General features: G+C 40.3%; 24 protein-coding genes and 1 tRNA gene. 9 read left to right on the top strand and 16 right to left on the bottom strand.

All coding sequences use genetic code 11. The features are described from left to right. Together K8F54_RS13880 and K8F54_RS13875 are read right to left on the bottom strand one after the other, a co-directional pair. A partial coding sequence (locus K8F54_RS13880; protein WP_290791919.1) for a nucleotidyl transferase AbiEii/AbiGii toxin family protein occupies positions 1–1,088 on the bottom strand: 1,088 nt, incomplete at its 3' end. Then, positions 1,081–1,848 carry a DUF6577 family protein gene (locus tag K8F54_RS13875; RefSeq protein WP_290791917.1) on the bottom strand — a complete coding sequence of 256 codons (768 nt, stop codon included), beginning with the start codon at positions 1,846–1,848 and terminating at the stop codon, positions 1,081–1,083. The genes K8F54_RS13880 and K8F54_RS13875, both read right to left, overlap by 8 nt. A gap of 141 nt (positions 1,849–1,989) precedes the next feature. On the opposite strand from K8F54_RS13875, the gene K8F54_RS13870 reads away from it, so the two are divergent. Beyond that, positions 1,990–3,048, top strand: coding sequence for a DUF4238 domain-containing protein (locus tag K8F54_RS13870; RefSeq protein WP_290791916.1), 1,059 nt, complete (start codon positions 1,990–1,992; stop codon positions 3,046–3,048). Between the two features lie 72 nt (positions 3,049–3,120). Here K8F54_RS13870 and K8F54_RS13865 read toward each other — a convergent pair whose 3' ends face one another. The 5 genes from K8F54_RS13865 to K8F54_RS13845 all read right to left on the bottom strand — a co-directional run bounded on the left by K8F54_RS13865 (position 3,121) and on the right by K8F54_RS13845 (position 7,502). Beyond that, a complete protein-coding gene (locus tag K8F54_RS13865; RefSeq protein ID WP_290791914.1) occupies positions 3,121–3,957 on the bottom strand; it encodes a DUF932 domain-containing protein in 837 nt (278 codons plus the stop codon). A gap of 17 nt (positions 3,958–3,974) precedes the next feature. Continuing rightward, on the bottom strand, positions 3,975–4,136 hold the full coding sequence (locus tag K8F54_RS13860; protein ID WP_290791912.1) for a hypothetical protein: 162 nt from the start codon (positions 4,134–4,136) through the stop codon (positions 3,975–3,977). 261 nt (positions 4,137–4,397) lie between these two features. Next, on the bottom strand, positions 4,398–6,185 hold the full coding sequence (locus K8F54_RS13855) for a ParB/RepB/Spo0J family partition protein (RefSeq protein WP_290791910.1): 1,788 nt from the start codon (positions 6,183–6,185) through the stop codon (positions 4,398–4,400). A gap of 385 nt (positions 6,186–6,570) precedes the next feature. Then, positions 6,571–6,652, bottom strand: a tRNA-Leu gene (locus K8F54_RS13850). A 139-nt stretch (positions 6,653–6,791) separates the two neighbouring features. Beyond that, a complete protein-coding gene (locus tag K8F54_RS13845; protein ID WP_290791908.1) occupies positions 6,792–7,502 on the bottom strand; it encodes an aspartyl/asparaginyl beta-hydroxylase domain-containing protein in 711 nt (236 codons plus the stop codon). 71 nt (positions 7,503–7,573) lie between these two features. Between K8F54_RS13845 and K8F54_RS13840 the strand changes: the two genes are divergently transcribed. Continuing rightward, positions 7,574–8,962, top strand: a complete 1,389-nt coding sequence (locus K8F54_RS13840; protein ID WP_290791906.1) for a dipeptidase — start codon at positions 7,574–7,576, stop codon at positions 8,960–8,962. A gap of 42 nt (positions 8,963–9,004) precedes the next feature. Here the strand turns inward: K8F54_RS13840 and K8F54_RS13835 are convergent, their stop codons facing one another. After that, positions 9,005–9,583: an alkylphosphonate utilization protein gene (locus K8F54_RS13835; RefSeq protein WP_290791904.1), complete on the bottom strand. Its 579-nt coding sequence runs from the start codon at positions 9,581–9,583 to the stop codon at positions 9,005–9,007. Between the two features lie 133 nt (positions 9,584–9,716). Here K8F54_RS13835 and K8F54_RS13830 point away from each other — a divergent pair, with 133 nt between their 5' ends. From K8F54_RS13830 to K8F54_RS13805, 6 genes are all read left to right on the top strand, one after another. Further along, entirely contained in the window at positions 9,717–10,082 is a 366-nt protein-coding gene (locus K8F54_RS13830) for a BlaI/MecI/CopY family transcriptional regulator (RefSeq protein ID WP_290791902.1), read from the top strand. Between the two features lie 2 nt (positions 10,083–10,084). Beyond that, complete coding sequence (locus K8F54_RS13825; RefSeq protein WP_290791901.1) at positions 10,085–11,722, top strand: M56 family metallopeptidase; 1,638 nt, start codon at positions 10,085–10,087, stop codon at positions 11,720–11,722. A gap of 152 nt (positions 11,723–11,874) precedes the next feature. Next, entirely contained in the window at positions 11,875–12,975 is a 1,101-nt protein-coding gene (locus tag K8F54_RS13820; RefSeq protein WP_290791899.1) for a DUF4407 domain-containing protein, read from the top strand. 123 nt (positions 12,976–13,098) lie between these two features. Then, entirely contained in the window at positions 13,099–16,089 is a 2,991-nt protein-coding gene (locus K8F54_RS13815; RefSeq protein WP_290791897.1) for an aminotransferase class III-fold pyridoxal phosphate-dependent enzyme, read from the top strand. A gap of 2 nt (positions 16,090–16,091) precedes the next feature. Then, entirely contained in the window at positions 16,092–16,523 is a 432-nt protein-coding gene (locus K8F54_RS13810) for a DUF4440 domain-containing protein (protein ID WP_290791895.1), read from the top strand. Between the two features lie 15 nt (positions 16,524–16,538). Further along, entirely contained in the window at positions 16,539–17,012 is a 474-nt protein-coding gene (locus K8F54_RS13805) for a GNAT family N-acetyltransferase (RefSeq protein ID WP_290791893.1), read from the top strand. Between the two features lie 46 nt (positions 17,013–17,058). On the opposite strand, the gene K8F54_RS13800 is transcribed toward K8F54_RS13805, so the two are convergent. From K8F54_RS13800 to K8F54_RS13770, 7 genes are all read right to left on the bottom strand, one after another. Continuing rightward, positions 17,059–17,889, bottom strand: coding sequence for a hypothetical protein (locus K8F54_RS13800; RefSeq protein ID WP_290791891.1), 831 nt, complete (start codon positions 17,887–17,889; stop codon positions 17,059–17,061). A gap of 179 nt (positions 17,890–18,068) precedes the next feature. After that, the gene (locus tag K8F54_RS13795) at positions 18,069–19,316 is read right to left on the bottom strand and encodes an FAD-dependent oxidoreductase (RefSeq protein ID WP_290791889.1); all 1,248 of its coding nucleotides are present in this window, start codon (positions 19,314–19,316) and stop codon (positions 18,069–18,071) included. A 1-nt stretch (position 19,317) separates the two neighbouring features. Further along, positions 19,318–20,328, bottom strand: coding sequence for a 4-hydroxyproline epimerase (locus K8F54_RS13790; protein WP_290791887.1), 1,011 nt, complete (start codon positions 20,326–20,328; stop codon positions 19,318–19,320). Further along, on the bottom strand, positions 20,321–22,054 hold the full coding sequence (locus K8F54_RS13785) for a DUF885 domain-containing protein (protein ID WP_290791885.1): 1,734 nt from the start codon (positions 22,052–22,054) through the stop codon (positions 20,321–20,323). The genes K8F54_RS13790 and K8F54_RS13785 overlap by 8 nt, the downstream gene beginning before the upstream one ends. Positions 22,055–22,057: 3 nt before the next feature. Further along, complete coding sequence (locus tag K8F54_RS13780) at positions 22,058–23,641, bottom strand: aldehyde dehydrogenase (NADP(+)) (protein ID WP_290791883.1); 1,584 nt, start codon at positions 23,639–23,641, stop codon at positions 22,058–22,060. After that, positions 23,638–23,904 carry a DUF1272 domain-containing protein gene (locus K8F54_RS13775; protein ID WP_290791881.1) on the bottom strand — a complete coding sequence of 89 codons (267 nt, stop codon included), beginning with the start codon at positions 23,902–23,904 and terminating at the stop codon, positions 23,638–23,640. Before K8F54_RS13775 ends, K8F54_RS13780 begins: the two co-directional genes overlap by 4 nt. A 178-nt stretch (positions 23,905–24,082) precedes the next feature. Next, complete coding sequence (locus K8F54_RS13770; protein ID WP_290791879.1) at positions 24,083–24,997, bottom strand: dihydrodipicolinate synthase family protein; 915 nt, start codon at positions 24,995–24,997, stop codon at positions 24,083–24,085. Between the two features lie 129 nt (positions 24,998–25,126). Here K8F54_RS13770 and K8F54_RS13765 point away from each other — a divergent pair, with 129 nt between their 5' ends. Then, on the top strand, positions 25,127–25,975 hold the full coding sequence (locus K8F54_RS13765; protein WP_290791878.1) for an AraC family transcriptional regulator: 849 nt from the start codon (positions 25,127–25,129) through the stop codon (positions 25,973–25,975). Here the strand turns inward: K8F54_RS13765 and K8F54_RS13760 are convergent. Further along, a complete protein-coding gene (locus K8F54_RS13760; RefSeq protein WP_290791876.1) occupies positions 25,970–26,329 on the bottom strand; it encodes an MmcQ/YjbR family DNA-binding protein in 360 nt (119 codons plus the stop codon). The two genes, K8F54_RS13765 and K8F54_RS13760, sit on opposite strands and share 6 nt — an antisense overlap. Positions 26,330–26,376 lie beyond the last annotated feature (47 nt).

Genomic DNA, 26,376 nt, shown 5'->3' with positions numbered 1-26,376 from the left:
GCTTTATACCAATAATAAAATATGGACTTATCCGGTTGTCGTTTTAATTTGTTCAAGAATACCCAATCCTCTTTTTCAACGTTAAGTTCGTTTATGTCTTGTCCTTCGTAATATTCGATTTCTTTTATCTCATCTTGTAACAAAATGGCATTCAAATAAGCTACTCTGGCCGAAGCTGCAAGGGCTTCTTCTATCCTGAAATTCCCTGTCATAAGAAAAGCACTTCCAAAACTGCGTATGCCACGGTTTAATTCCTCGAACTTCTTTTTTGTTTCCTTGGTTGGATTGCGTTCTCTTTTGGCGATGATGGCACAGGTGTTTATGCTATCCAAAAGCACATCTGTTTCTTTGAGGTTTCTTTTGCCGAAATCTTTATCCGAACTGCGATAGGATAGTTCTGCCTTCGCGAAAGCGGAAAAACTTGCCTTAACAATAGACATATCTGTAATGTTTTCAAACAACTTTCCTAAATCGAACAACTGCTTACAGATTTCCATTGTAAATAACTGGTCGCCCTTATAATATGGAATACCAATGGTCTCTGGTGCAAAAGCAGTAAGCTTATCGCCACAGATGGAATTTACCGAAGGTGTGGCAATTGATATGATAGGCTCATCAACCGATAGCCAAGGAATCTCAACGGAAGATTCTATAAGTTCTGGATAATGGGGACTGTCAAAAAGAATATCCAATAGAATGGTTCCAGGAACGTTTGGGTTGTAAACCGAATCAAATTCAAAAGTATAATGTGCCTTTGGAACGCCTTCTTTATAACTTCGGCGTTCATTCAAAGTGTGGCTTTTAAAATGTGTATTGGCAACAACCGCATCAAGAATTTTTTCCAACGGTTCTCGTTTTACACTTGATATGATATCGATATCGATTGAAAACCGATTGCCTTCTTCAAGTAAAAGAACAAGCGACGTACCGCCTTTGAATACAAAATCAAGCCCTGCTATCTTCAGGTGTTCTAATAAGGAAAGTGCGCGCACCATTTTTTCAAGGATGGTCACATTAATTCCTTTATATTCTTTTTTTGCTCGGAAAGAATCCAACCATTCTCTTGTGAAGCTTTTGTTTTCAATCATTGATGATGTCCTCTAAAATATTCGGTATGTGATTATTCATAAATTGCTTGATTTCCAGTTCTTTTTTTCGTCTTTTCGCATAACTGAAAAGTTTTGTGAAATTAATATTGTATCGCTCAAGTATCTTTTCATAAATGTTTATGAGTTCAGAGCCTTGGTAAAAATGGAACAGGTTTTCATCTGCAAACAAATCCACCATTATTTTTTCAAGAGTGGCGACAGGAATTACATTTTTTTTGTCTCTCAACTTACTTATTGGCGCTCTTGTGACAAGGCGTTTTATGACTATTGGTACAGAACTTTCAGAAATGTAAAACTCAATTTCCTTTTCATCGGGATTCAGGAAAAAATCCATTCGTAACTCATCGTTGAGATAGAAGTAGATTGACTCTGTAAATTCCTTCTCTACTTCTACAATAATCATTTGATTAGACACTTGATGCTGTGTAAATTCATTAAGCCATTGGTTTTCCCATATAGCATATTGGATTTCCTCGAATCGTTCATTTATCTTGCGTGCTATCTTTAGAACGCTATCTGACAAAACTGGCTTATACTTTGGCTTATAAGAAATTACGTAAAGTCCACGCCCAATAGTTTTGATGATGTCCTTTTTCTTTAGGTCATATATTCGCCAACTAAAGGTACTTTCCTTCAAATCTGGTTCAAAGTCCAGATAGAACTGAAATAGTTCGTCCCTATCAAAAGAACCACGTTCCTTAAATGCTTCTATAAGTTTATTTTCTACAATCTTTGGCATAACCTTTATATCAAAACTTTGCCAAAAATACAAAAAAGTGGCGAATATTTGAAAACTAATTATTGCCACTATGTAAATAAAGTGGTAAATATTTGAAATAGCTGAATAAGATTATTAAATTGTTGCTTCATAAGTAAGTTTATGCCAGAAAAAAAGAAACAACATTATGTTCCAAAGTTTTATTTGAAGTTTTTTAGTTCTGATTCCGATCAAAAAGCAATAAAAGTATGCTTAAAGGAATCCTATAAAATAATTCAAAATGCAGACATAAAGAGTCAAGCACAAGAGGATTACTTCTATGGTAAAAACTTAGAAAGAGAAGACTGGTTTGGAAATATTGAAGACACTACTTCATTAATTCTTAAAGAAGTAGTTAAAACTAAAGTTTTACCAAAAAATAAGTCTGACGAATATTACTGGATATGGTTATTTTTCCTTCTACAAGCATATCGTACCAGGGCAAATGCTGATGAATTTAATGATATGGTAGATAAATCACTAAAAACAGTAATGAAATTTGAACCTAAGTTCAAGGACTTCGATTTTGATACCCATTTTTTTGCATATGACGACGCTATCGAAAAAACACTAGACATATTACTTAAGAGCCTTCCTATGATGATGGATATGCAAATAAAGCTTCTTAAGAATAACACTTCCCAAGAATTAATTACAAGCGACAACCCTGTTTCAAAATATAATCAATTTTTAGAATCACGTAATTTCCCATATGGACATTGCGGTATGGCAAGCAAAGGGCTACAAATATTTTATCCTCTAGCACCTGACTTGATTTTGGTAATGTACGACCCTAAAGTATACAAGGTTGGTAATAGAAAACAGTTTAGTAAAATTCAAATAAATGAGACTGATGTTGAGTTTTTCAATAGTTTAACCTGTCTTTATGCAAACAAGGCACTTTATAGTACTTCTAACGTAACTGACTTTCAATTTGAAAAAATCCTCGAAAGGTCGAAAAAGTATCAGAATCAAAAAAAGTTAGAATTAAAACAATTTGATCCAGTTGAAAATGATGATGAAACTGAATCGGTAATAGTCCAACATCATAAAACACCTTTTATGCTTCATCCCAACTTATCTTTTATAAAACAAACACAACACGCAAAATCATATAAGCTATCAGGTTATTTTGCTGAAATAAGGGATGAACGTTATCGAAAAAAGGGGAAACAAGTATAATTGAATACCTTATTTTAGTTTCATTTTTGAGGTTAAAAATCCAGTTTAAGGTACTGGATAAACCTATCAGCATTAAGCCATCTCATAAACTTCATCGAATAGCTTTTTATCTAATCGTTCTTGTTGACCGAAGCTTTTCTTCAATACATTATGAAGTACAGAATTGAATGCATTGTAGCCCAGCCAAAGATTCGGTTCTTCATTAAGCAACAAGGCTTCATAATTCAATATTTCGATAACCTCACGAGACTTTTTTGAAGGGTCACTGTTCTTATCGCTACATTCGTATCTAAAGAGCTTAGTCTTATCGAGAACTGCTTTTACAAATTCCTGCGTGTCGATGATTTTAAATTCCTTCATCTTGTCGAATTTCTTGGTAATGGTATAGAACTCATTGTCCAGAAATTTCTCGAATAGATTGTTCAACCTTGGCATTATAAGGTCGGTATTGTTCTTACTATGTTTGATGGAAAACTCAATTTCGGCCTGTGAAACGTGCAGGCCGTTTGAGCACACTTCTCTATAAAACCCGAAATGGCCAGAGGTCTTTTCGCTACCATCATACGAGTTCTTAAACCGAAGCATCGGCAGTATCAAGTCCTTGTCGTTCTTGACTGTAAACTGGCTTTTATCATCGATGATAAAGTCGGTAATGAACGACCTATCATTTTTATTGATGGTGCGCTTGTGGAAGTTCAATTGGGCATCGGTCAGCATTTCCTCAGCTTTCTTAAAGAATAGTTGATTCGGAATGTGTCCATAGCTGTTCGAGACCACATTGACGATTTTGCCATTTGAGATGATGGCATTTTCAAGCCCTCGTCTGGATTCCATCTGTGTCAGACTCTTTAAGGATTTCATTTCTGATGGAACGAAGATTTCATCCTGTTGCAAATTTTGTAAATACATAGCTTTTGAATTTTAGATTAGACATTTTGTAATAACTGCGCATAGTACAGTGGATGCTTTTCTCTGTAATAAGCCAAGTGGCTTTCTGCGCTTTCAATAGTGTAGTTTTCCTTACTTGACTGATAATGTTGTTCAGCATCTTGTAGTGAAATCTTTGATGCTTTAGATACCTGTTTCATAATTTTGAAATTTTAGTTAAACAATATTTGAGCAGTACCCAAACGGAAGCTAAAATCTCAGCTCAAAAGGAAACGGAATAAATAAGCGTAGGGTGCAGCGATGGCTTTATGCCGTAGTCTTTTGATGGGTGTATTTTACGAGTTTACCTTTGCGCTAACTATTGATTGATAACCCCTTCCTTGTAAATACTTTTTTTTGACACTATCATAAAAAAGAAAAAGGGCCGGCACGAATGCCGACCCTTCTTCAAACAACAAAAGCTAATCGTTCAGTTCCTGAATTTTCTTTTCAAGGATTGCGATGCGCTCTTTCAAACGTGCTTCACGCTTGTTTCGTTTTTCGACATATTCCTTCTCAATGCCGTCAATCTTGGATTTGTAATAGCCTTGCATCGCATTGTAGAATGAAATGTTCGTCAGGTTATTTAAGTGATTGCTCTCGCCAAAATGCACTTGCTTCGTGAGCATATACCGTATCAACTTGTGAAAGACTTCCTTTTTCAACTTCTTTTTAAAATTCTCGACCATTTCAACTTTGGTCATTTTGGAAGAGTCGCCCAAGAACTTTGAGAAATACTTTTGTTGGCTCATATAGTCCACATTATTTTCAAAGAGCGATATCGAGAATGCCACCATTTCATCTGTGGAAAGTGTCTTCTTCGAATTGATGTATTCGGTCTCACGAATCATTTGAACCACTTCTTCAAACTGCTTGTTGTTCTCAATCTGCTTCTTACGGATTTCCCTTTCGTTGATTTTCACGATTTGTTCTTCAGGTGTACAATCCGCCATTTTCCTATTGGCCAATGGTGCTGAATACTCACTCGATTTATCTTTTGATTTCTCGATTACCTTTACAAACACTTCTTTGTTTTGGTAGGTCTCAGGATGGAACACGATACCATTTACAAATCCTTTTTCCTTAGCAGTACTAAACTGTTCCAGTTCTTCATTGAAGCTCTGCATCGCTTCTTCCAATTCTGCCTTGAGCTCGTCCTCAGAATAATCGTAATGTTGATATTCTATTTTAATGGCCTCTATTGATGGCTTAATCGGATTTTCAATAATTTCAACATCATCCAGCAGATAGACCTTCAAGCCACTTTTTTCCAACTGCGAAATAACAAGCTGATTGTTTTCGTCATCTGCCCAATACTGTCGTATTTCAGGAATCAGTAGAATATTCTCTTTCTTGGATTTTTCAATCACGTTCAAGAACGACTTGCTTTTCTTCGTTTCAAAACAAGCTGCTTTAGTACAGACCATTTTACCCTCGCCAAATAGATTTCCTTGATTGGCTGCATTGAACGGACATTCTATACAAGACCCAGCTTTCGGCACCAACTTCTTATCAGTTACATCAAAAGATGCCTTATCCAAATCGTATGTTTGATCTTTAATCATCCTGTTAATTTGGTGTGCATTAAAATCTTCGCCCATTGTTTCCAATATCATCTGTTGTTCCTCTGGTTCGAAAAGTGCCACACCTACACCTAACGAAATCGTCATTTCGCCATTTCGGACAAAGTGTTTAAAGCCGTCAATCAATCCTGCCAATTTCAAACGCTGTCTTACAAAGTTGTCTGTTCTTCCCAGACGTTTTGCGATATCAGCTGGTGCGTATTTCTCACTCAAGTAAGCAATCGCCTCAGCTTCTTCGGTAGGTTCTACATCTTGTCGTTGTAGATTTTCTATGATTTGAACTTCTAGAACATCATTGTTCTCATAAGTCCTCACGATGCAGGGTATGGTCTTTTTTCCTGCCAGCTTGCTTGCACGATATCGGCGTTCGCCCATCACGATGATGTAATGGCCGTTTAATTGCCTTACCGTGATTGGTTGCAATACACCGTGCTCTTCGATGCTCTCAGAAAGTTGCTGTAACGCATCTTTGTTGAAAGTCTTTCTTGGTTGTTCTGGGTCCGGCTTGATGTTGCCCAATGGTAAGTTTTGAATTTGAAGTATGGATGATTTCTTTCCGTTTACTTCTTTTTTGGCAGTTGCTTTTGCTCTACTGCGCTTCTTTGTGGTACTCGCTTTTGATGTCATAATACTCAAATTTTTGATTAAACAATATTTGAGCAGAAACCAAACGGAAGATAAAATCTTGGCTCAAAAGGAAACGGAATAAATGAGTAGTGGAAGGCGCGTTGGCTTTATGCCGTAGTCTTTTGATGGAAGTATTTTACGAGTTTAACTTGCGGGTATATTGTATGATAATAAACTATCTCTCTTACGAAGAAATAAGGTTGTGGTTTAGCAAAATTTATTATTTCATTGGTCAATTCATATACACTAAATTGAAATAATAGTATTTAGCATTAATACAAATGTTGTCTTAAAAATACTAAAATGTTGTACCTATGTTGTACCTAACATTTTTTCCGACCTGATTTCAAACCAAAAAAAGCCGAAGATTTCTCTTCGGCTTTTGTGCGGGTGAAGGGACTCGAACCCCCACACCTTGCGGCATCAGATCCTAAGTCTGACGTGTCTACCAATTCCACCACACCCGCATTAAGTGCAATTTAACACTTTTTATTTGGTTTAATCCTAAGTCTAGCATGTCTACCAATTCCATCACGCCCGCAAACCTATTGGGGTGCAAATATAAATAATCCTTACGAATCCAAAAGCACTTACATTATTTTTTTGCTAATTATCCTTTTTAGATGCAAGCTCTTCTTGTAATTGTTTAACCAAGGTTCTGGCCGCCTCACTATCAATGTATTGTAGGGAAGAAATCATTTTCAATTTAGTATCGTCCGAATACGATATCTCTTTTTTTTCTCGGTCAAACAAATAGCCCATTTTCTGAAACAACACATCAGACCAATCATTTCGCACGCAATCCATTACCAAATGAACTCGGTCTGTTTCCCCTAAGTTTTCAACCCTATGAGTTAAATTAAAATCCCCGTACCAACAACTCCCAACTTCCATAACGACTCTTTTTTTATCAATATAAAAGTAAACCTCCGAATTGGTCTGTATAGGTATATGAATTCTGAAAAGCCCATCGGCATAGGACAGATTGTAATCGGTATGTTCCTTGATCTTACTCCCAGGAGCTAGTTTCAGTAACCGAATTGCCTCTTTTTTGCACCGAAAGGAGTCAATGATTTCAGAAAAATAAGGACATGCCTTCAGCAAGGGAGTGTCCTTGTACTCCTTCCAACTTGCAGCATGTGCAACAATATTATTGACTTCCCCTGAAGGGGATCGCAAAGAGATAGACGTCCAATCACCGGAATAATCTCGTGTATTAAAATGAGGAGTAAATTGAAATGACTCACAAATTTGAAAATCGGCCAATAAGCTCGCTTCCGAAAAGCTAAAAGGAACTTTTAAAAATGAATTTGGCATAGATTCAGCTTGAATTGGTCACTCTAATGTACTTCAATTTTAGTACTTTTAGACAAAATTTATGTTATTCCATGAAAAGTGCAAAAACCTATATTCAAGAAAACAAAGAACGATTTCTAGAGGAACTCATTGATCTACTAAAAATACCATCCATAAGTGCCGATTCGGCATACAAAAATGATGTTATTAAAACAGCTGAAGCCGTTAAAGTTAGCCTTGAAAAAGCAGGCTGCGATTCGGTTGAAATCTGTGAAACACCCGGCTACCCCATTGTATATGGTGAAAAAATCATCGACAAGAAATTACCTACGGTTTTGGTGTATGGTCATTACGATGTGCAACCACCCGATCCCTTGGATTTGTGGGACAGTCCGCCCTTTGAACCTGTTATTAAAAAAACCGAATTACACCCCGATGGCGCCATCTTTGCCCGTGGAAGCTGTGACGACAAAGGGCAAATGTACATGCACGTGAAGGCCCTGGAGTATATGACAAGTACGGGACAGCTCCCTTGTAACGTCAAGTTTATGATTGAAGGTGAAGAAGAAGTAGGCAGTTCTAGTCTTGGTTGGTTTGTGGAACGAAATCGTGAAAAATTGGCCAACGATGTCATCCTGATAAGTGACACAGGAATGATCGCGCCGGACGTCCCCTCCATTACAACCGGACTGCGCGGATTGAGCTATGTGGAAGTAGAAGTCACAGGTCCTAATCGCGATTTACATAGCGGTTTGTACGGTGGTGCGGTTGCCAATCCGATTAATGTATTGACCAAGATGATTGCATCGCTTCACGACGAGAACAACCATATTACAATACCGGGATTTTATAATGATGTACAGGAATTATCCATCACCGAAAGGGCCAAAATGGCCGAAGCACCCTTCAGTAAAGAGGCCTATAAAAAAGCACTGGATATTGAAGATGTCTATGGTGAAGCGGGCTACACAACCAATGAGCGAAATTCTATTCGACCAACACTCGACGTAAATGGTATTTGGGGTGGGTATATAGGTGAAGGTGCCAAAACGGTAATTGCCAGCAAGGCTTTTGCAAAAATAAGCATGCGATTGGTGCCTGATCAGGATTGGAAAAAGATTACCGAATTATTCACCAAACATTTCGAAAGTTTAGCTCCTAAAGGGGTGCGGGTAAAAGTAAAACCACATCATGGAGGACAGGCCTATGTAACTCCTATAGACAGTATAGGATATCGCGCCGCTGAAAAAGCCTATGAGGCCACCTTCGGAAAAACTCCTATTCCCCAACGTAGTGGAGGAAGTATTCCTATTGTTGCTCTATTTGAAAAAGAGCTGAAAAGCAAAACCATTTTGATGGGCTTCGGGCTCGACAGCGATGCCATTCATTCGCCTAACGAACATTTTGGGATATGGAACTATTTAAAAGGAATTGAAACCATTCCGCAGTTTTATCACTATTTCACTGAAATGAGTTCATAAAAAAAGCCCTCCATGATGGAGGGCTTTTTTATTTCCATATAGTTAAATTTTCTTGACGTATTTTGTGATGATTACAATATGTTGACCGTCCACCTTTCCTTCAATATACTCGGCATTTTCGTGGTCCAACGATATTCTTCGAACTGCCGTTCCTTGTTTTGCAACCATACTGGACCCCTTAACCTTTAGGTCCTTTATAAGAACCACATTGTCTCCCGCTTCCAAAATTGCTCCGTTACTATCACGATGCACCACGGCATTGCTCTTGTCAACTCCATCACCATCGGCCTTGGCCCATTCTTTTACCTCGTCTTCCATATACATCATGTCCAATAGATCCTGAGGCCAGCCCTCCGCTTTTAAACGTTGCAACATCCGCCAAGCCATTACCTGAACCACCGGCACAGTGCTCCACATACTGTCATTCAAACAACGCCAATGATTGGGATCTCTTTTATCGGCATCTTCAATTTGCTCCACACATGTTGCACAGACTAAAATACTACCCTCGGCACCGGTTTTATTAGAGGCAGGGACTTCGTACACAGTTAGTTTTTCAATACTGGCACACAACTCACATTTTGAGTCACTTCGTTGTTTAAGCGTACGTTCTATACTCATAAATTCAATTTTCACAAAGGTAAACCAATCTCAAAGAAACTCAAATGATTTATTTATTTCTGAAAAAAATACCTCTACGTTTGTAGAATAATAATTTTTATTCTATGTTTGTAGAACAATTAATGCAAACACTATGAAATTGTCCAAAACTGAAGAAGAATTGATGAATCACCTATGGCGGTTAAAAAAGGCCATGACGAAGGATTTAATTGAAGTCTACCCAGAGCCAAAACCGGCAATTACAACTATTGCCACGCTGTTAAAAAGAATGCAGGACAAAAAGTTTGTGGATTATAAACAGCTTGGACGCTCTCGTGAATATTATCCGTTGGTCAAGAAAAAAGACTATTTCTCAAAATATGTAAACGGACTCATAAAAAATTTCTTTAACGACAGTGCCTCACAATTTGCCTCCTTCTTTACACAGGAGACCAATTTGACCAAAGAAGAATTGGAAGACCTAAAAGCCATAATCGACAACGAATTAAAAAAGAAATAATTATGGAGCTATATGTATTAAAATCGGGTGCCTGTCTGGCTGCTTTTTTCATCTTCTACAAATTGCTTTTGGAAAGCACAAGCATGCATGTCTTCAAAAGAGGCTATCTGCTGGGGACTGTGGTGATTTCCTTTTTAATTCCACTGGTTACATTTACCAGCTATACGGAGGCTTCAGAACTTTCGAATACAATTCTTATTACAACGGCTTCGGAAGGGACCGAAATCGAAAGATTGTCCATGATGGACCTGTTGCTGAAGGCGATGTGGATTATCTATGTCTTAGGAGTCATGTTTTTCAGTATTCGATTCATAAAAAATATCCTTGCCATCCTATTCCGAATTAAACAAAACCAAAAATTTAAAATAGACCATTTCGTGAATGTATTACTGAAAGAAATGGTGACACCCCATACTTTTTTCAACTATATTTTCTTGAATAAAACCAAGTTCGAAGCCAAGGAAATCCCTTCCGAAGTGATATTACATGAACAAACACATGCCAAGCAAAAGCACAGTGTTGACATCCTTATTATGGAGCTACTCCAAATTGTATTCTGGTTTAATCCGTTTGTACATTGGTTAAAACACGCTGTCAAATTAAATCATGAATTTTTAGCAGATCGCGCCGTATTAGAAAAGGGCATAGCCCCTCAAAATTATCAAAATATCCTATTGACGTTCTCATCAAATGTCCCCGAAAACAATCTGGCGAATGCCATTCACTATTCATTCATCAAAAAACGACTCACTATTATGAAAACAAACACATCGAAAAGAACTATTTGGATTAAAAGTATTTTGATCCTACCCTTACTAGCCATTTTACTACTTAGTTTCAGCACAACGGAAGTGATTGAAAAAGACCTTCCGGCCCATGAAATTATCCCCGAAATGGTACAGGAAAAAGCAACGGCGGCACAGGTTGCCGAATACAATAAACTGGCTAAAAAGTACAATTCGCAATCTGATGACAACCGCTTCATCGTTAAAAAAGAGGTGGAACGACTTATATATTTGTATGATGTTATGTCTCAAAAACAGCGGAAAAATGCCGAGCCATTTCCAAGTTTTCCACCACCACCTCCGGCTCCGGATGCTCCTAAGCCAACCGATGCCAAATCACCGCCACCGCCACCACCTGCTCCAGATGCGCCAAGGGTGAAGAAAGGCGAGAAAAGTAATATTCCTCCGCCACCCGCACCCGATGCACCGATTGACCATGTGATCAAAATGGCAAAGAAAGGGGCTACCTTTTATTATGAAGGAGAAAAAGTGTCATCGGATAAGGCCATTGAACTTATCAAGAAAAACAATGGTCTAAATATTCAAACCACAGGGGCAAATGCAGCCAACCCCAAAGTGCGAATTTCTAAAAAGCCCATCGTTGTAGAAACAAAAAATCAGGCCGCTGTCAATTCCCAACCTACCAAAAAAGACATGGTAGCCCAAATTGAAAAGCTGGCAGAAGAAGGTGCGCTTTTTTTACTGTTCGATGGAGGACCCCATTTTAAAGATGGGCAAAAAATAACTTCAAAAAGGGCTATAGAAATTGTAAAAAAGGTGAATGGATTGACGGTTGATGTTAAAGACGGTGGGTATATCTACAAAATCGTAGAAATTAGATTGGCAGGGTGCTAGTTGGATTTTAATACCACTGAAGCACAGTTCTACGCTTCGGAAGTATTTTTGTAGCAATCCCATAAAATACTTTTGGTTTTTCGGACGAATAACTTGTAACAAACTAACACTTTTTACGTTATATAGTCTCATCAATCAAAACCTAAGTCATTATGCTACAACGCTTTTTTATCTTCTGTTCTGGAGCCGATACTGCCATTCTAGAGGACTGCTCACCTGGAGAACGCACTAAGTATGCAGGAATTGGAGCCACGGTGTTCTTTACCGCTGTGATGGCCACCATTGCCTCTGCCTATGCACTGTATACCGTTTTCGACAATTATATAACGGCAATTTTCTTCGGGTTTATATGGGGGCTTCTCATTTTTAATCTGGATCGCTTTATAGTTTCTACCATCAAAAAAAGGGATCATTTTTTTGACGAATTCTTACAGGCAACACCTCGAATCGCACTAGCGATCATTATTGCCATCGTCATTGCGAAGCCATTGGAATTAAAAATATTTGAAAAGGAAATCAATCAAGTGTTGCTCGAGGAAAAAAATGAAATGACCCTCGCCAACAAAGAACAATTGGCATTACAATTCACACCCACCATCGATGCATTGAATTCTGAAATTGAAACGCTTAAAAAAGAGGTAGTCGATAAGGAAGCGGAGGTCAACGCCTATTACGAAACCTATATTGCTGAAGCAGAAGGCCGAAAAGGTACCGAACTAATTGGGAAGGGACCTGTGTACAAGGAAAAGCGCGAAAAACACGATACAGAATTGGCTGCCTTACAGGAGTTACGTGCCAATAACAATGAAAAGATCGCCGCTACCGAAGCACAAATCGCTACACTTTCTTCAGAATATCAAACCAAGGTTGTCAATACACAACCCGTAATAGATGGTTTCGACGGCCTCATGGCGAGAGTAAATGCCTTGGACCAATTGCCCTGGCTGCCTTCCTTATTTATCTTTTTGTTATTTCTTGCCATAGAAACTGCACCTATCTTTGCCAAATTAATATCTCCAAAAGGAGCGTACGATCTCAAACTGGAGGAGCAAGAAAGCGCATTGAAATCGTGGGTAACCCAACAAAAAGGACAGCGCGAAATCTTAGTAACCACAGACCGCGATGTGAACAATCGCGTATATGCCGATATTGCCGAAGAGCAGGAACTATACGATTACAAACGCAAAAAAGCCCGAGAATTACTCCAAATGCAGGCAGATGCCTTTTATAAGAAACAAAAAAGTGTGCTCTAAGTCGTACTGATAAAAGCCTTATAATATTGCAAAAATCTCCTCCCAACAGCGGAGATTTTTGTTTGGCGCCAACTTCCTCTTTCCAACTTTTTTGCCTAATATTGTTAGCCTAAGTAGACCCTCATGGCCACCAAGATCTCCGTTCAAAAAGCTTCAGAAATTGCCAAAGAAATGTATGGAATTGACGCTGTTGCCAAGCCTTTGCCAGGGGAAATAGATCAAAATTTCAAGTTGGAAACCACAGATGGAACTTGCTTTATCTTAAAAGTATCCCATCCCGATGCCGATCCAAATTTTTTAGACTTTCAGGGAAAAATACACCAGCACCTCAGAAAAGGTGATTTCAGCCTAGAAGTACCTCAGCTAATGAAACCCTTAGCCAACAAAGGGAGTTCACACATCCGAATGCTCAATTGGATCAATGGTAGGGTTTGGGCAGCTGTTCATCCGAAATTAAAGGAACTCCGAGTGAGTTTAGGCGCCAACTGTGGAAAAATCACCAAGGCCCTTTTAAATTTTGATCATCCTGAAGCCCATCGGGAATTTGACTGGAATTTATCAAACGCCCACTGGACTTTTGATGAATTGCACCGTTTTGAAGGGAGTCAAAAAGAAATCATTGCCAGTTTTCAAAATCGTTTTTCAAAGCTACAAGCAACATTCGCCGAACTTCCTAAAAGTGTTGTTCATAACGACGCGAACGATTTTAACATTATTGTTTCGAACGATCTAAGCAACCCAAAGGTTTTGTCGATAATCGATTTTGGAGATGCGGTGTATACCCAATCCATAAACGATCTTGCTGTTGTTCTGGCCTATGCCATTATGGATCTCCCGGACCCACTACAAGCAGCCGTTGAAGTAGTACAAGGATATCATGAACAGTATCCTATTTCAGAAAAGGAACTGAAATGTTTGTATACCCTTGTAGCGATGCGTCTTGTAGTATCTGTGACCAAATCGGCGATCAACAAACACAAAGAACCGGATAATGTATACCTGCTCATTAGTGAGAAACCAGCTTGGAAACTGCTTCAAAAATGGTCTAAAATTGATGCTGAATTTGCCGAGTATAGTTTTCGAAGTGCCTGTGGCTATTCGGCACACCCCGATGAGGGCCGCTTTAAAAGTTGGGCAGATAAGAAATCGTTTTATTTTTCAGAGCTATTTCCTTCCGAAGGAAAAGAAGCAATTCATTTGCTCGATCTAAAACTTTCCAGTATTTGGATGGGAAGTCATACCGATTTCAACGATTTGGATCTTTTTCAATTTAAGATAGACCAACTTCAGAAAACATTTCCGAAGAAATTAATAGCGGGGGGATATTGTGAGCCTCGGCCTCTATACACCGCGTCTTCCTATGACAAAGAGGGAAATAGCGGCCCTGAAAGTAGGACCTATCATTTGGGCATTGACTTTTGGCTTCCCGCCGGGACTCCGGTGCATACCCTGTTCGATGGAGAGGTCGTCACAGCGACAAACGATGCGGGTTATAAGGAATATGGCGGACTTGTTATTCTGAAGCACCTGGCAGATGGAAATCCGTTCTTTTCGCTCTACGGACATTTATCTGTAGAAAGCGCTACCGGCCATAAAATAGGTACTCGCCTAAAAAAAGGAGATCGTATTGGCGTTTTGGGAACCCCTGAAGAGAATGGAAATTGGGCACCACATCTGCACTTTCAACTTATGTTGTCGCTGCTGGATTTCGAGCTGGATTATCCGGGAGTGACTTATGCAAACCAACTTTCCGTTTGGAAAAGTTTGTGCCCCGATCCTAATTTATTGTTTAAGAACAGACATCTGGTCACCCAATACGAGAAGCCTTCGGCCGATTTGATTAACTTCCGAAAGCAGCATCTGGGCAAGAGTCTGAGTTTGTCGTACCATGAACCGCTTCATATAGTTCGCGGAGCAGGTGTTTATTTGTTTGATGTCACGGGACGGAAGTATCTGGATACCGTTAATAATGTTAATCATGTAGGACACCAACACCCAAAGGTGGTTGCAGCGGGACAGCGACAAATGTCCTTATTGAATACCAACACACGCTATTTACACGAAGAAATTGTAGCATATACAGCTGCCTTGTTAAAAAAACTTCCTGAAGCCTTGTCTGTCTTGCATATTGTAAATTCGGGGAGTGAAGCCAATGAACTCGCCATCCGAATGGCGAGAGCCTGCACCGGAGCACGCGATATGTTAGCCATTGAAGTGGGATATCATGGAAATACCAATGCCGTAATGGAAGTGAGTTCGTATAAATTTGACGGAAAGGGTGGCAGTGGAAAACCCGAAACGACTCATGTGCTACCACTCCCCGATCCCTTTCGAGGAAAATATACAGGTGAAGGATGTGGGGTGGATTATGCCAGACATGCCAAGGAACATATCGATCGATTGAAAGGCGAAGGAAAAGGCATTGCCGGGTTTATCGGTGAATCCATGGTGAGCTGTGGCGGTCAAATTGTGCCTCCTAGCAATTATTTTAAGGAAATCTATGCGTACGTAAGAGCGGCAGGAGGAATTTGCATTGCCGATGAAGTCCAAACCGGATTTGGAAGAATGGGAAAAAGCTTTTGGGCATTCGAATTGTTTGGAGTGACTCCCGATATCGTTACCATGGGGAAACCTGCCGGTAATGGACATCCGCTGGCCATTGTGGCCTGTACCAAAGAAGTTTCGGAGCGGTTTTCCGGCGGTATGGAATTTTTTAACACCTTCGGTGGAAACCCGGTCTCCTGTGCAATTGGACGTACGGTATTAGAGATTATTGAATCAGAAAAGCTTCAGCAAAATGCGCTCGAGGTGGGAGGATTTCTAAAGGAGGAACTAAAAGCACTTCAGCGTATCCATCCTATCATCGGTGACGTTCGTGGAGAAGGGTTGTTTTTAGGATTCGAATTAAACGATTCAGAAAAGAAACCCCTGGCCGAACATGCTGCGTATCTTGCCAACAGAATGAAAGCCTTGGGAATCTTAATGAGCACCGATGGGCCGGACTATAACGTCCTCAAAATAAAACCCCCCATTGTCTTCAGTAAAGAAAACGCGAAAGAACTTATCTTTAGATTGAATGCCGTATTCTCGGAAGACTTTATGAAACACTTTTAATTATGAAATATATACTTCTTGCCTTAGTCATTAGTGGTGCTTTAAACAGCTTTGGACAAACCACCGAAGCCGAGGATAGATCGAATATCTTATCGGTCATGAAACTTCAGGAAATAGCCTGGTCTGCCAACAATTTAGAAGGGTTTATGCAGGGTTATTGGAAAAGCGATTCCTTGAAATTCTATGGGAGTAGCGGTCTTACCAAGGGGTGGCAACAAACGCTTGACAACTACAAAAAAGGCTATCCCACAAAGAAACATTCGGGCACACTCCATTTTAAGATCAACGATATTTCGAAAATTGACGAGGGTTCTTATTGGGTGATGGGTGAATATTTTCTGAAGCGAACTGTGGGAGATGCCAACGGTGTCTTTATGATCATCTTTAAAAAGATCGATGGTGAATGGAAGATCGTCGCCGATATGTCCTGCTAATACAAATTCAAATTTATGGATCATAATGTTAGAATAGCCACCCTAGATGATCTGCCTATCTTACTACAGTTCGAACAAGGAATTATTGAGGCGGAGCGTCCTATGGACCCAACCATTAAGGATGAAAAAATAAGTTATTACGATATTTCAGAATTAATTATACAGGATGAATCTGAAGTATATGTCGTAGAAAGGGAGGGCGGAATTATTGCTTCGGGCTACGCAAAAATAAAAGACGACCGCCCTTATTTGAAGCATAAAAAGCAAGGCTATTTGGGGTTTATGTTTGTCCCTTTTGAACACAGAGGCAAAGGATTAAACAAGGTCCTTTTGGACGCACTTTTGAAGTGGTGTAAACAAAGAGGTGTTTTTGAAATTAGACTGGATGTATACAACGCGAATTCATCGGCGATTCGAGCGTATGAAAAAGCAGGATTCGTCAAACATATGATCAATATGCGGTTGGATATTGCAACTTTAGAACTATAAAAAAAGGGGTGCCAATGGCACCCCTTTTACTATTCATTAAAATTAATTATTTATTCAATTGATGCACATTTGTATAAATATAATCTCCGTGTTGACCCGTAAAATACTTACCGAGTTTCTTGTTCATCTCGGCGCGTTTGGCTGCATCCGGCCAAAAAGCCTGAACCAATTCTCCAGTACGTCCGGCAACCTTGTCCAATTCCACCATTGAATCAACAACAAAGGCTTCTACAAAATCTCTTCGGTCTGTTCCCCAGGCATGCACACTTGGGTAGTAGCCTTTTATATATTCATTTTTATGAAGTACATTCTTGGTAAAATCATCTCTTAGCTTATTAAACTCTTCCTGTGATCCATCTTCTGGAAAGGCAAATTTGCTTTTTCTGATGTATAACACCATGTCTTTGGTGGGCGCTGCTGTCATAATTTTAGCACCGTTCATGGTCGCGTATATCTCATCTGCGTGGTAATTGGAATAGTAACTTGCTTGCTTTTTAAAAAAGGCATCTGCCGCCTTTTCATCGGGCCAAGCTTCTTTTGCTAATTCATTGCTTCGGGCAGTTGCCAATTCAATATCCTCCCAAGACTTAAAAGTTCTCACAAACAAGATCTCCCGGTTGTCAGCCGTATAGAGGTGTGTATAAAATCCGGCACCCATCACGTGTTCATTCTTACGTGTCACTTTGTCCATAAATTCTTTTTCAGTCGCAATCCATTCATCCATATCAAAATCGTCGTTATCCATATTCCAATGCATGGTGGTGACGGTTACATACATGGGTCGATCAGATGGTGTGCCGTCTTGCGCAAAACTAGAAACGGGCATGGCTAACAGTAAAATAATTACTGCAGTAATAAAACGATTGGTTGTTCTCATAATCTTTAAATTTTGGTTAGTATATCAATTAATTATAAAATACAAATTCAAAGATTTGGGGCGAAAGCATCCTACAAATACTGTAAGGAATTAAATGGGGATAGGTACGATTGATAAATTTACAACTCTTATTGTAATTTACTGTTTTCTAAGTATTTATATTTTGTAAGAATTTTCGTTTAGAATTTTCTGTCGGGATTAAACGCCGAAATATCCATGGACATTTTATTTTCTGAAACAATTTCAGAAACTAATTTGCCTGTAGCGGTACCCATGCTCCAACCCATCATGGCGTGGCCTGTCGCAATCGTCAAATTGCTGCATTTATTCGATTTACCTATATAGGGCAATCCATCCGGAGAGACAGGGCGTAGTCCCGAAGCAGCCGAACTTTTTTCTGCTTCAGTGAGTTTAATTTCCGGATAAAATCGTGTGGCCGCATTTGCAATAGCCTCCACACGTACCTTATTGATCGCTTCGTTGATACCGGCAATTTCCATGGTGCCTGCAAATCGGGTAAAACCATTCATCGGAGTTACGGCGACCTTAGATTCGGCTAGAATGGCAGGGGTTGTAATTCCTGTAGGTCGCTCGGTATTGATGCGATAGCCTTTTCCTGCTTGAAGCAATAGTTTTACATTTAATTTTTTACTCAATAAATGGCTCCACGAGCCCGCTGCCAACACAAATTCATCTGCGGCAATAGGTTGTTTATTCGTTTGGATCGAAATTATTTTTCCATCCTTTACTAGTATATCTTCCACCTCCTCATTTGAAATTAACGGTACTCCGGACGCACGTAAATGCGCCTTCATATCCTGCATAAATTCATTGGGCGTGGTATGTGAATCACACAAATAATAGGTAGCTCCTTTTACGTTAATGGATACATTTGGTTCTAACTTTCGTAATTCTTCAAGGTTTATTTCGCGAACGTCGAGCCCTTCCTTTTTGGCCAGCTCTGCTGTTTTTACTTCTTCCTCCAGCATTTTTTCAGTCTGGCACAACATTAGCAAGCCCTTCTTTTCATAGTGGAAGGTAAAACCGTTGGTGGCTTTGATATCATCGTACAGATCCTGACTCAATAAACTAATCTTCTTGATGGCCGGAATTGCTTTTGTAACGTGGTTGGCAGTACACGATCTATTGAATGCTCTTGCCCAATCCAGCAATTCTGAATTGAAGCGAGGTTTAATATACAGGGGGCTGGCCGAATTGAGCATCCACCGAAGGCCTTTGCGCATCACTCCCGGAGCCGATAAGGGTACAATATGACTCGGAGACAAATACCCGGCATTTACATAGGAGGCGCCCGCATCCATATTCGATTTATCGATTACCGTTACTTTGTGGCCTTCTTTCTGAAGATAATAGGCAGCACACAATCCTATAATGCCACCGCCAATAACAACAACTTCTTTATTCATATTAAATTACTTGAAATCCATGTGCATACGGATCGTCTTGATCGTCGATTGTAATCGTATTGTATCCATATACCTTTGCCCATCCTTGTATACTAGGAACTATCGCCACATTTCCCGCTAAAGTAGTAACTTCTTCAATACAACCTATAAATTTACTTCCTATAAAACTCTCGTGTATAAATTTTTCTCCTTTTTGAAGTTTTCCTTTGGCATGCAACTGAGCGAGACGCGCTGAAGTTCCCGTCCCACAAGGGCTTCGGTCTATGGCCTTTTCTCCATAAAACACCGCATTACGCCCCGATGAAGTAGGATCAATGGGAGTGCCCGTCCAAAGCAGATGGCTTACATCCCGAATGGTCTCATTCTCCGGATGAATAAATTGATTCGGATATTTTTTATTAATACGTTCGCGGATCACCTGTGAATACTGAATAATCTTGGCTGCCGTAAAATCTTGCACACCGCTAAAACGCATTTGTGGATCTACAATGGCGTAATAATTACCTCCGTAGGCCACATCAAATGTAATTTCTCCCAATTCGGGGCAGTCAATAGTTAAGCCTTCGGCCGCTAAATAACTCTTTACATTCGTAAGTTGCACCCAATCTACCTTATTACCGCTTTGTTGGTATGTAATCTGTACCAAGCCGGCAGGAGCTTCCATTCTAATTTTTCCAGGCGTTTTGGGAGTAATTAATCCTTCTTCAATAGCAATCGTGATCGTCCCAATGGTACCATGTCCACACATGGGTAAGCAACCGGACGTCTCTATAAACAATATGGCAAAATCATTAGCCGTATCGTGTGGCGGATATAGGATGCTTCCACTCATCATATCATGTCCTCGGGGTTCAAACATAAGTCCCTTTCGTATCCAATCAAATTCTTTTAAAAAATGCTGGCGCTTTTCACTCATATTCGCCCCAATCAAGTTTGGGCCGCCTTCCTTGACAAGTCGTACCGGATTTCCACAGGTATGTGCGTCGATACAAACAAAGGTTCCTTTATTCATTCTTGTTCTTCTGAATAAAATTAGTAACCCGTTCTTCTAGAATCGCCAAGGTAACCGTGCCCTGCTCTAAAATAATTTCATGAAAGGCCCTGATATCAAACTCGGCACCGAGTTCCTTTTCGGCTTTTGAACGCAGTTCTCTTATTTTTAACTCGCCAATTTTATAGGACAAGGCCTGCCCCGGCCATGAAATATAGCGATCGGTTTCTGTATTGATCTCGTGTAGCGAAAGCGCCGTATTGGAAGCCATATAGTTTACAACCTGTTCTCTTGTCCATCCCTTGGCATGTATTCCGGTATCCACCACCAACCTACAGGCGCGCCACATTTCGTAGGTCAATTTTCCAAAATGCTCATAAGGGGTCGTATACATGCCCATTTCTTGAGCGAGAAACTCGGAATAAAGCCCCCATCCTTCGCCATAGGCTGAAAGATAGAGATCCTTCCTAAATTGGGGAATACTATCTCCGAGCTCATTATTCAAACTTCCTTGTAAATGGTGCCCGGGCACCGCTTCATGAACGGTAAGGGAAGGCAAGGTATACAACGTTCTACTGGGAAGATCGTAGGTGTTTACCCAATAATACCCAGGGTCGGTACTTTCTTTTGAAGTTCCAATATAACGCCCACCTGTATATTTTGGGGCAATCGCATCGGGTACAGGAGCCACTCCATAGGGTTTGCGCGGTAAGGTTTTAAAGAATCTCGGTAATTGTGCATCCACGCGTTTGGCCATATCTCTGGCAATCATGAGCAGTTCATCTGCAGTCTTGGCATAAAACTGAGGATCTGTTCTTAAAAAATGGAGGAATTCGGGAAATGTGCCTTTAAAATTCAAATCGGCAATAATTTGCTGCATTTGCCCTTTGATACGAGCCACCTCGTCTAATCCAATTTGATGTATATCATCGGCGGTATAAGTAGTACTAGTAGTATAAAAATTAATTCTATTTTGATAGAATTCCTTACCATTTGGAGTTTCGGAAACTCCTAAGGAAGACCTAGTTTTTGGCAGGTATTCGGTTTCAAAAAAGATTTTAATTCTACTGAACTGTGGAATCACTTTTGTTTCAACCACAGTTTTGGCCGCGTTCAAAATAGAATCCTTTTGCAATTCTGTTAATTCGGCAGGCAGTGCTTTAAACGGACTGTAATAAAAGGATTCCTCAAAATTCTCAACGATATGATCGTTATAAGTAGATTCATAGCCTTCAAAAATCACGCGAGGTTGTGAAACACCCTTCTCAAGTCCTGCCTGTAGATTTGCGATGTTTTGATCGACAAATTGCGGAATGGCATTTAGTTTATTTAAATATTCCCCTACCTGCTTATAATTGGTCAACGGTCGCACCATATAGGTGAGGTCACTGTGAAAACCAGCATCGGACAGTAAAGGATTCAGGTATTGTTCAAATTGATAATAATCTATTTGATCCTGTAGCACAAAGGCTAATAATTTGGCTGATATCTGCTCTGTTTCACTGAGGTCAGCAGTTTTTACTTTTGACAAGGCTTCTAATATCGTCGCGGCAAATTCGGCTTCACTTTTATAATATTCCTTTGTAAAAAGCCCCAAGGGGTATTCCTCCTTATCGAACCCTTCATGATCCTGATATTCATCAATAAGGCTATTTAATTGAGAGGAATTATCCTCGCTTTTTGTATCATCACAACCCATATATAAAATAGCCAACAAAAGCAATAAGAAGGGTCTAAGGTAACGCATAGGTTATATTTTGGAATTAGTTTGTTTGTTGTTTAGCCACCTTGAAATACCCAAAGGATTCTCGTTCTTTAATTCGTCGGGTAACAACTCATTTGGCCAATCTTGATAACTAAAAGGCCGCACCCAGCGTTTAATAGAGTTGATCCCTACCGCCGTGAAACGGCTGTCTGTAGATGCGGGATATGGGCCACCATGGACCATAGAAGCGCATACCTCAACTCCCGTAGGAACTCCGTTAAAAATAATTCTTCCTACCCTGTTCTGAAGTGCTTTTATCAACTCCGGATATTCCTTTGCTTCACCGGCATCGGCGATCAAGGTACCTGTCAATTGTCCTTCCAGCTTCGAAATGATATTTTCTAGCTGATCTGCATCGTCACATTGAACGACCATTGAAAAAGGCCCAAATACTTCCTGATGAAGCGTGCTGTTTTCTAAGAATGTTTTGCCTTCGACCGTAGTGACCACCTGTCGTGCGTAATTGGCTTGCACGGCCATTTCGTAGTTGGCAACCACCGTTAATCCCGGTTGCGCAACAACTTTCTGTTTGTTGCTCTCATAGGCACCAACAATATTGGGATGCAACATACAGGAGGGTTCTATTTTTACAATTTCATGTGCCAAATCGGAAATAAATCCGGTTAATGCTTCGTTTTTTATGCCCAATAACAAACCCGGATTGGTACAAAACTGGCCTGTTCCAAGTGTGATAGAATTGGCATAGGTTCTTGCCAGTGATTCTCCCTTATTCTGAAGGGCTTTCGGTAATATCACAACAGGATTAATACTCCCCATTTCGGCAAAGACCGGGATGGGTTCTTCTCGTTTTGCTGCCAAATCGAACAGCGCTCGTCCTCCACGAATACTGCCTGTAAATCCGACTGCTTTTACCCCCGGATGATTTACAAGTTGCTGACCCACCTCGATGCCACGGCTATTTAAATTTGAAAAAACGCCATTTGGCATAGCGGTAGCAATGGCCGCCTTAATAATTGCCGAAGCTATTAATTCGCCTGTTCCTGAATGCATGGGATGTGATTTTACGATTACCGGGCAACCAGCGGCCAAGGCGGCAGCTGTATCGCCTCCGGCAGTTGAATAGGCCAAGGGAAAATTACTTGCTCCAAACACAACCACCGGACCCAGTGGGATCATCATTTTCCGAAGATCGGGTTTTGGTAGCGGAGTACGGGAAGGATCGGCGGTGTCTATGGAAGCTTCCACCCATGAACCTTCTTCAATCAGCTCAGCAAAGCTACGCAACTGGCCTAGGGTTCTTCCTCGCTCCCCTATTGCTCTGCCTTCAGGCAAACCCGATTCGGAACAAAAGGTTTCAATTAGGGTGTCGCCCAGTGCTAAAATTTCATCGGCAATGGTGTTTAAAAAGAGTGCCTTTATAGCACCGGACATAGTACCAAACACCTTGTATGCACTGGAAGCCAACTGGACTGCCTCATTAATTTCTTCGGCAGTTGCCTCTGTAAAAGTAGTTGGATTCTCCAAATTTAATTGGGGATTGAATGTTTTGTATGTCGTCCTGCCCATTGCAGAAAGGCTGCTTCCTATATAGTTTTTTCCTGTCATCATATTTTTTTGATCCTTTGTAAATGCTGTTGCACAGCTACGGGTTTATAAATTCTTTTTTCTGAAACCGGGTATTTTTCTAACAATCGTTTTGGACGAATTGGTCTTTTTGAAAAATTACCCCCACAGTTTGGACAGACATGACCTACTATTTTTTCCACGCAATCTTGACAAAACGTACATTCAAAAGTACAGATCATTGCGTCCGAAGCATCAAAAGGAAGGTCTTTATCACAATGTTCGCAAGAAGGTCTAATCTCTAACATATTTTTTGTGTTAAGGATGGAGGCAATTGTTTGAGCTCTTTTACGCCTTCCGCCTCCGTACAACGATTGTAAACCATTTCTCCTTTAAGGAGAGCGGCGCTACAAGAGAAATCAATTCGTGTAAAAAGCGAGTGCCGAGAGCCTGACCACGCCAAAGCGTGGGAACACCCAAAAGAGATTATAAATTTTTATAATCCGGTAAACGCGGTCTCGTTTTTAATCCGTTTTCAATCACTTTCAGTACGTGTTTCCGCTCCTCGCCTTGCAATGACAGCCTTGGTGCACGAACGTTCTCGGTGCCAATTCCGGTAGCCACTTCGGCGAGTTTGATATTCTGCACTAATTTAGGGTTAATATCCAACTCTAGCAAGGGTAAAAACCATCTATAAATGGCCAGTGCCTCCTGAATGCGTCCCACCTTTTGCAGTTCGTAAATGGCAACGGTTTCTGCAGGAAATGCATCTACCAAGCCGGCAATCCAACCATCGGCTCCCATAAGTAAGCTTTCCAGGGCCAGCGTATCTACGCCTGTCATGATACTAAGTCGGTCGCCAAATCGATTCTTGATTCGCGTAACATTGGTGATATCTCGAGTCGATTCTTTTACGGCCTGAATATTCTCACATTGCAATAATTCTTCAAACATATCGAGGGTCACCATCGTTTTATAATCTACAGGGTTGTTATAGACCATAATTGGTAAAGAGGAGCTGTTGGCGACCGCTTTAAAATAGGTAACCACTTCGTGATCTCCTGCGTTATAACGCATTGGGGGCAGTACCATTAGGCCACTTGCACCATCTTCTTCGGCTTTTAGAGCGGCTTCAATCGCTCCTTTGGTGGTTTGTTCGGCGATATTGATTAACACGGGTACTTTTCCCTTTACGAAAGCCACGGTTTCGCGAGTGAGAATCCGTTTTTCTTCATCGCTAAGGGTGCTAGCTTCGCCCAAGGTGCCTCCTAGGACAATGCCATGTACGCCTGCATCCAATTGGGCTTTCAGGTTCACTTTGAACATTGGCAAGTCCAATGTATCGTCATCTGTAAATTTGGTAGTAACCGCCGGCATAACGCCTTTCCATGCTATTTTCATAGGTTTAAAATTTTGCTGTAAAATTATTCGAAAATCGAGGGTATTTTTAATGGCGATTTATCTTATACTGGTACTATATTATCCTATTTTAAGTTTTATTACTTATTTTTGAATAGTATTCACTTAGTTATGAAAGCACTTCCCTTTACAATTCCAAAGCCCAGGCGCGATGCATTAATTCTTCAAGAAGATAAGGAAGTGCTCTTTTACGGCCAATTTCACCAGCATGAAGAAATTCAAATTAGTTATATCGTATCGGGGGAGGGCACCTTGATCGTTGGTGACACTGTGAACTATTTTAAGGCAGGCGATCTGTTGGTGTTGGGAGGAAGCTTACCACATGTTTTTAAAAGTGACCCATTGAAAAGTGAGCTATCACATATGCTCTCAGTTTTCTTTACGAAAGCATCTTTCGGGGCCCATTTTTTTGAAACTGAAGAAGTGCAATCCCTTCGAAGCTTTTTCAGCAAAACGGAAAACGGCATTAAGATCTTATCGAAGAAAGAGCCACTCATTCGATTGTTCAAGGCCCTTTTTCGGGCGAGAAAATTCGATCGGTTTATGCTATTTCTACAATTCCTTAAAGTGGCAAATCAGGCGAAATACGAGGGCTTATCTTCCTTTGTTTCAGAAAAAAAATACAACGACAATGAGGGGAAACGCATGCATGCTGTTTTTGCGTATACCATAAATCATTTTCGGGAAGAGATCACTTTAGATTCCATTGCAAGAGAAGCGGCCATGACCAAGAACGCCTTTTGTAAATACTTTAAAAAACGCACCAATAAGACCTATATTAGCTTTTTAAATGAGCTTCGCATAGAGGAGGCTTGTCAATTATTGCGACGAGAAAGAGAATTGGCTATTGCCGATATCGCCGAACAATCAGGCTTTCAGAACATCTCACATTTTAATAGAAAATTTAAATTGCTAAAGGGGAAGACTCCGAGGGCATTTCGAAAAGAAATTGTTCTATAAATTCTTCAATTCCTCTTTTATTTTCTTTGTCAGGCCGGCCACTATTAGGTCGTACGAATGGTCAATGAGTTCGGTAATGAGTTTTGGCGGGAGGTTGGCTTCGATCATCACTGTATTCCAGTGTAATTTACTCATATGCCAGCCGGGCATTATCAAGCCGTCGTACCTGGTTCTCAATTCGACCGATCTTTCGGGATCACATTTTAAATTAACCTGAGAAGGGATGCGTTCCAATCCGCAAATAGCAAACATCTTTCCCATGACTTTAAAAACGAGTGTTTGCTCATCGAAAGGGAAGGATTCGGTTACTCCCTTTTTGGCAAGGCAATAGTCACGAAAGGCTTCTATATGCATATTTACTTTATCTTAAAACCCAAGGCCGGTTCGTCGTCAAAATAGAT

Origin of the sequence: Altibacter sp. (assembly GCF_019913785.1) — a bacterium.
Lineage (GTDB): Bacteria > Bacteroidota > Bacteroidia > Flavobacteriales > Flavobacteriaceae > Altibacter.
The sequence above is the reverse complement of the archived record's forward strand: the minus strand, read 5'-3'. Positions and strand labels throughout refer to the sequence as shown.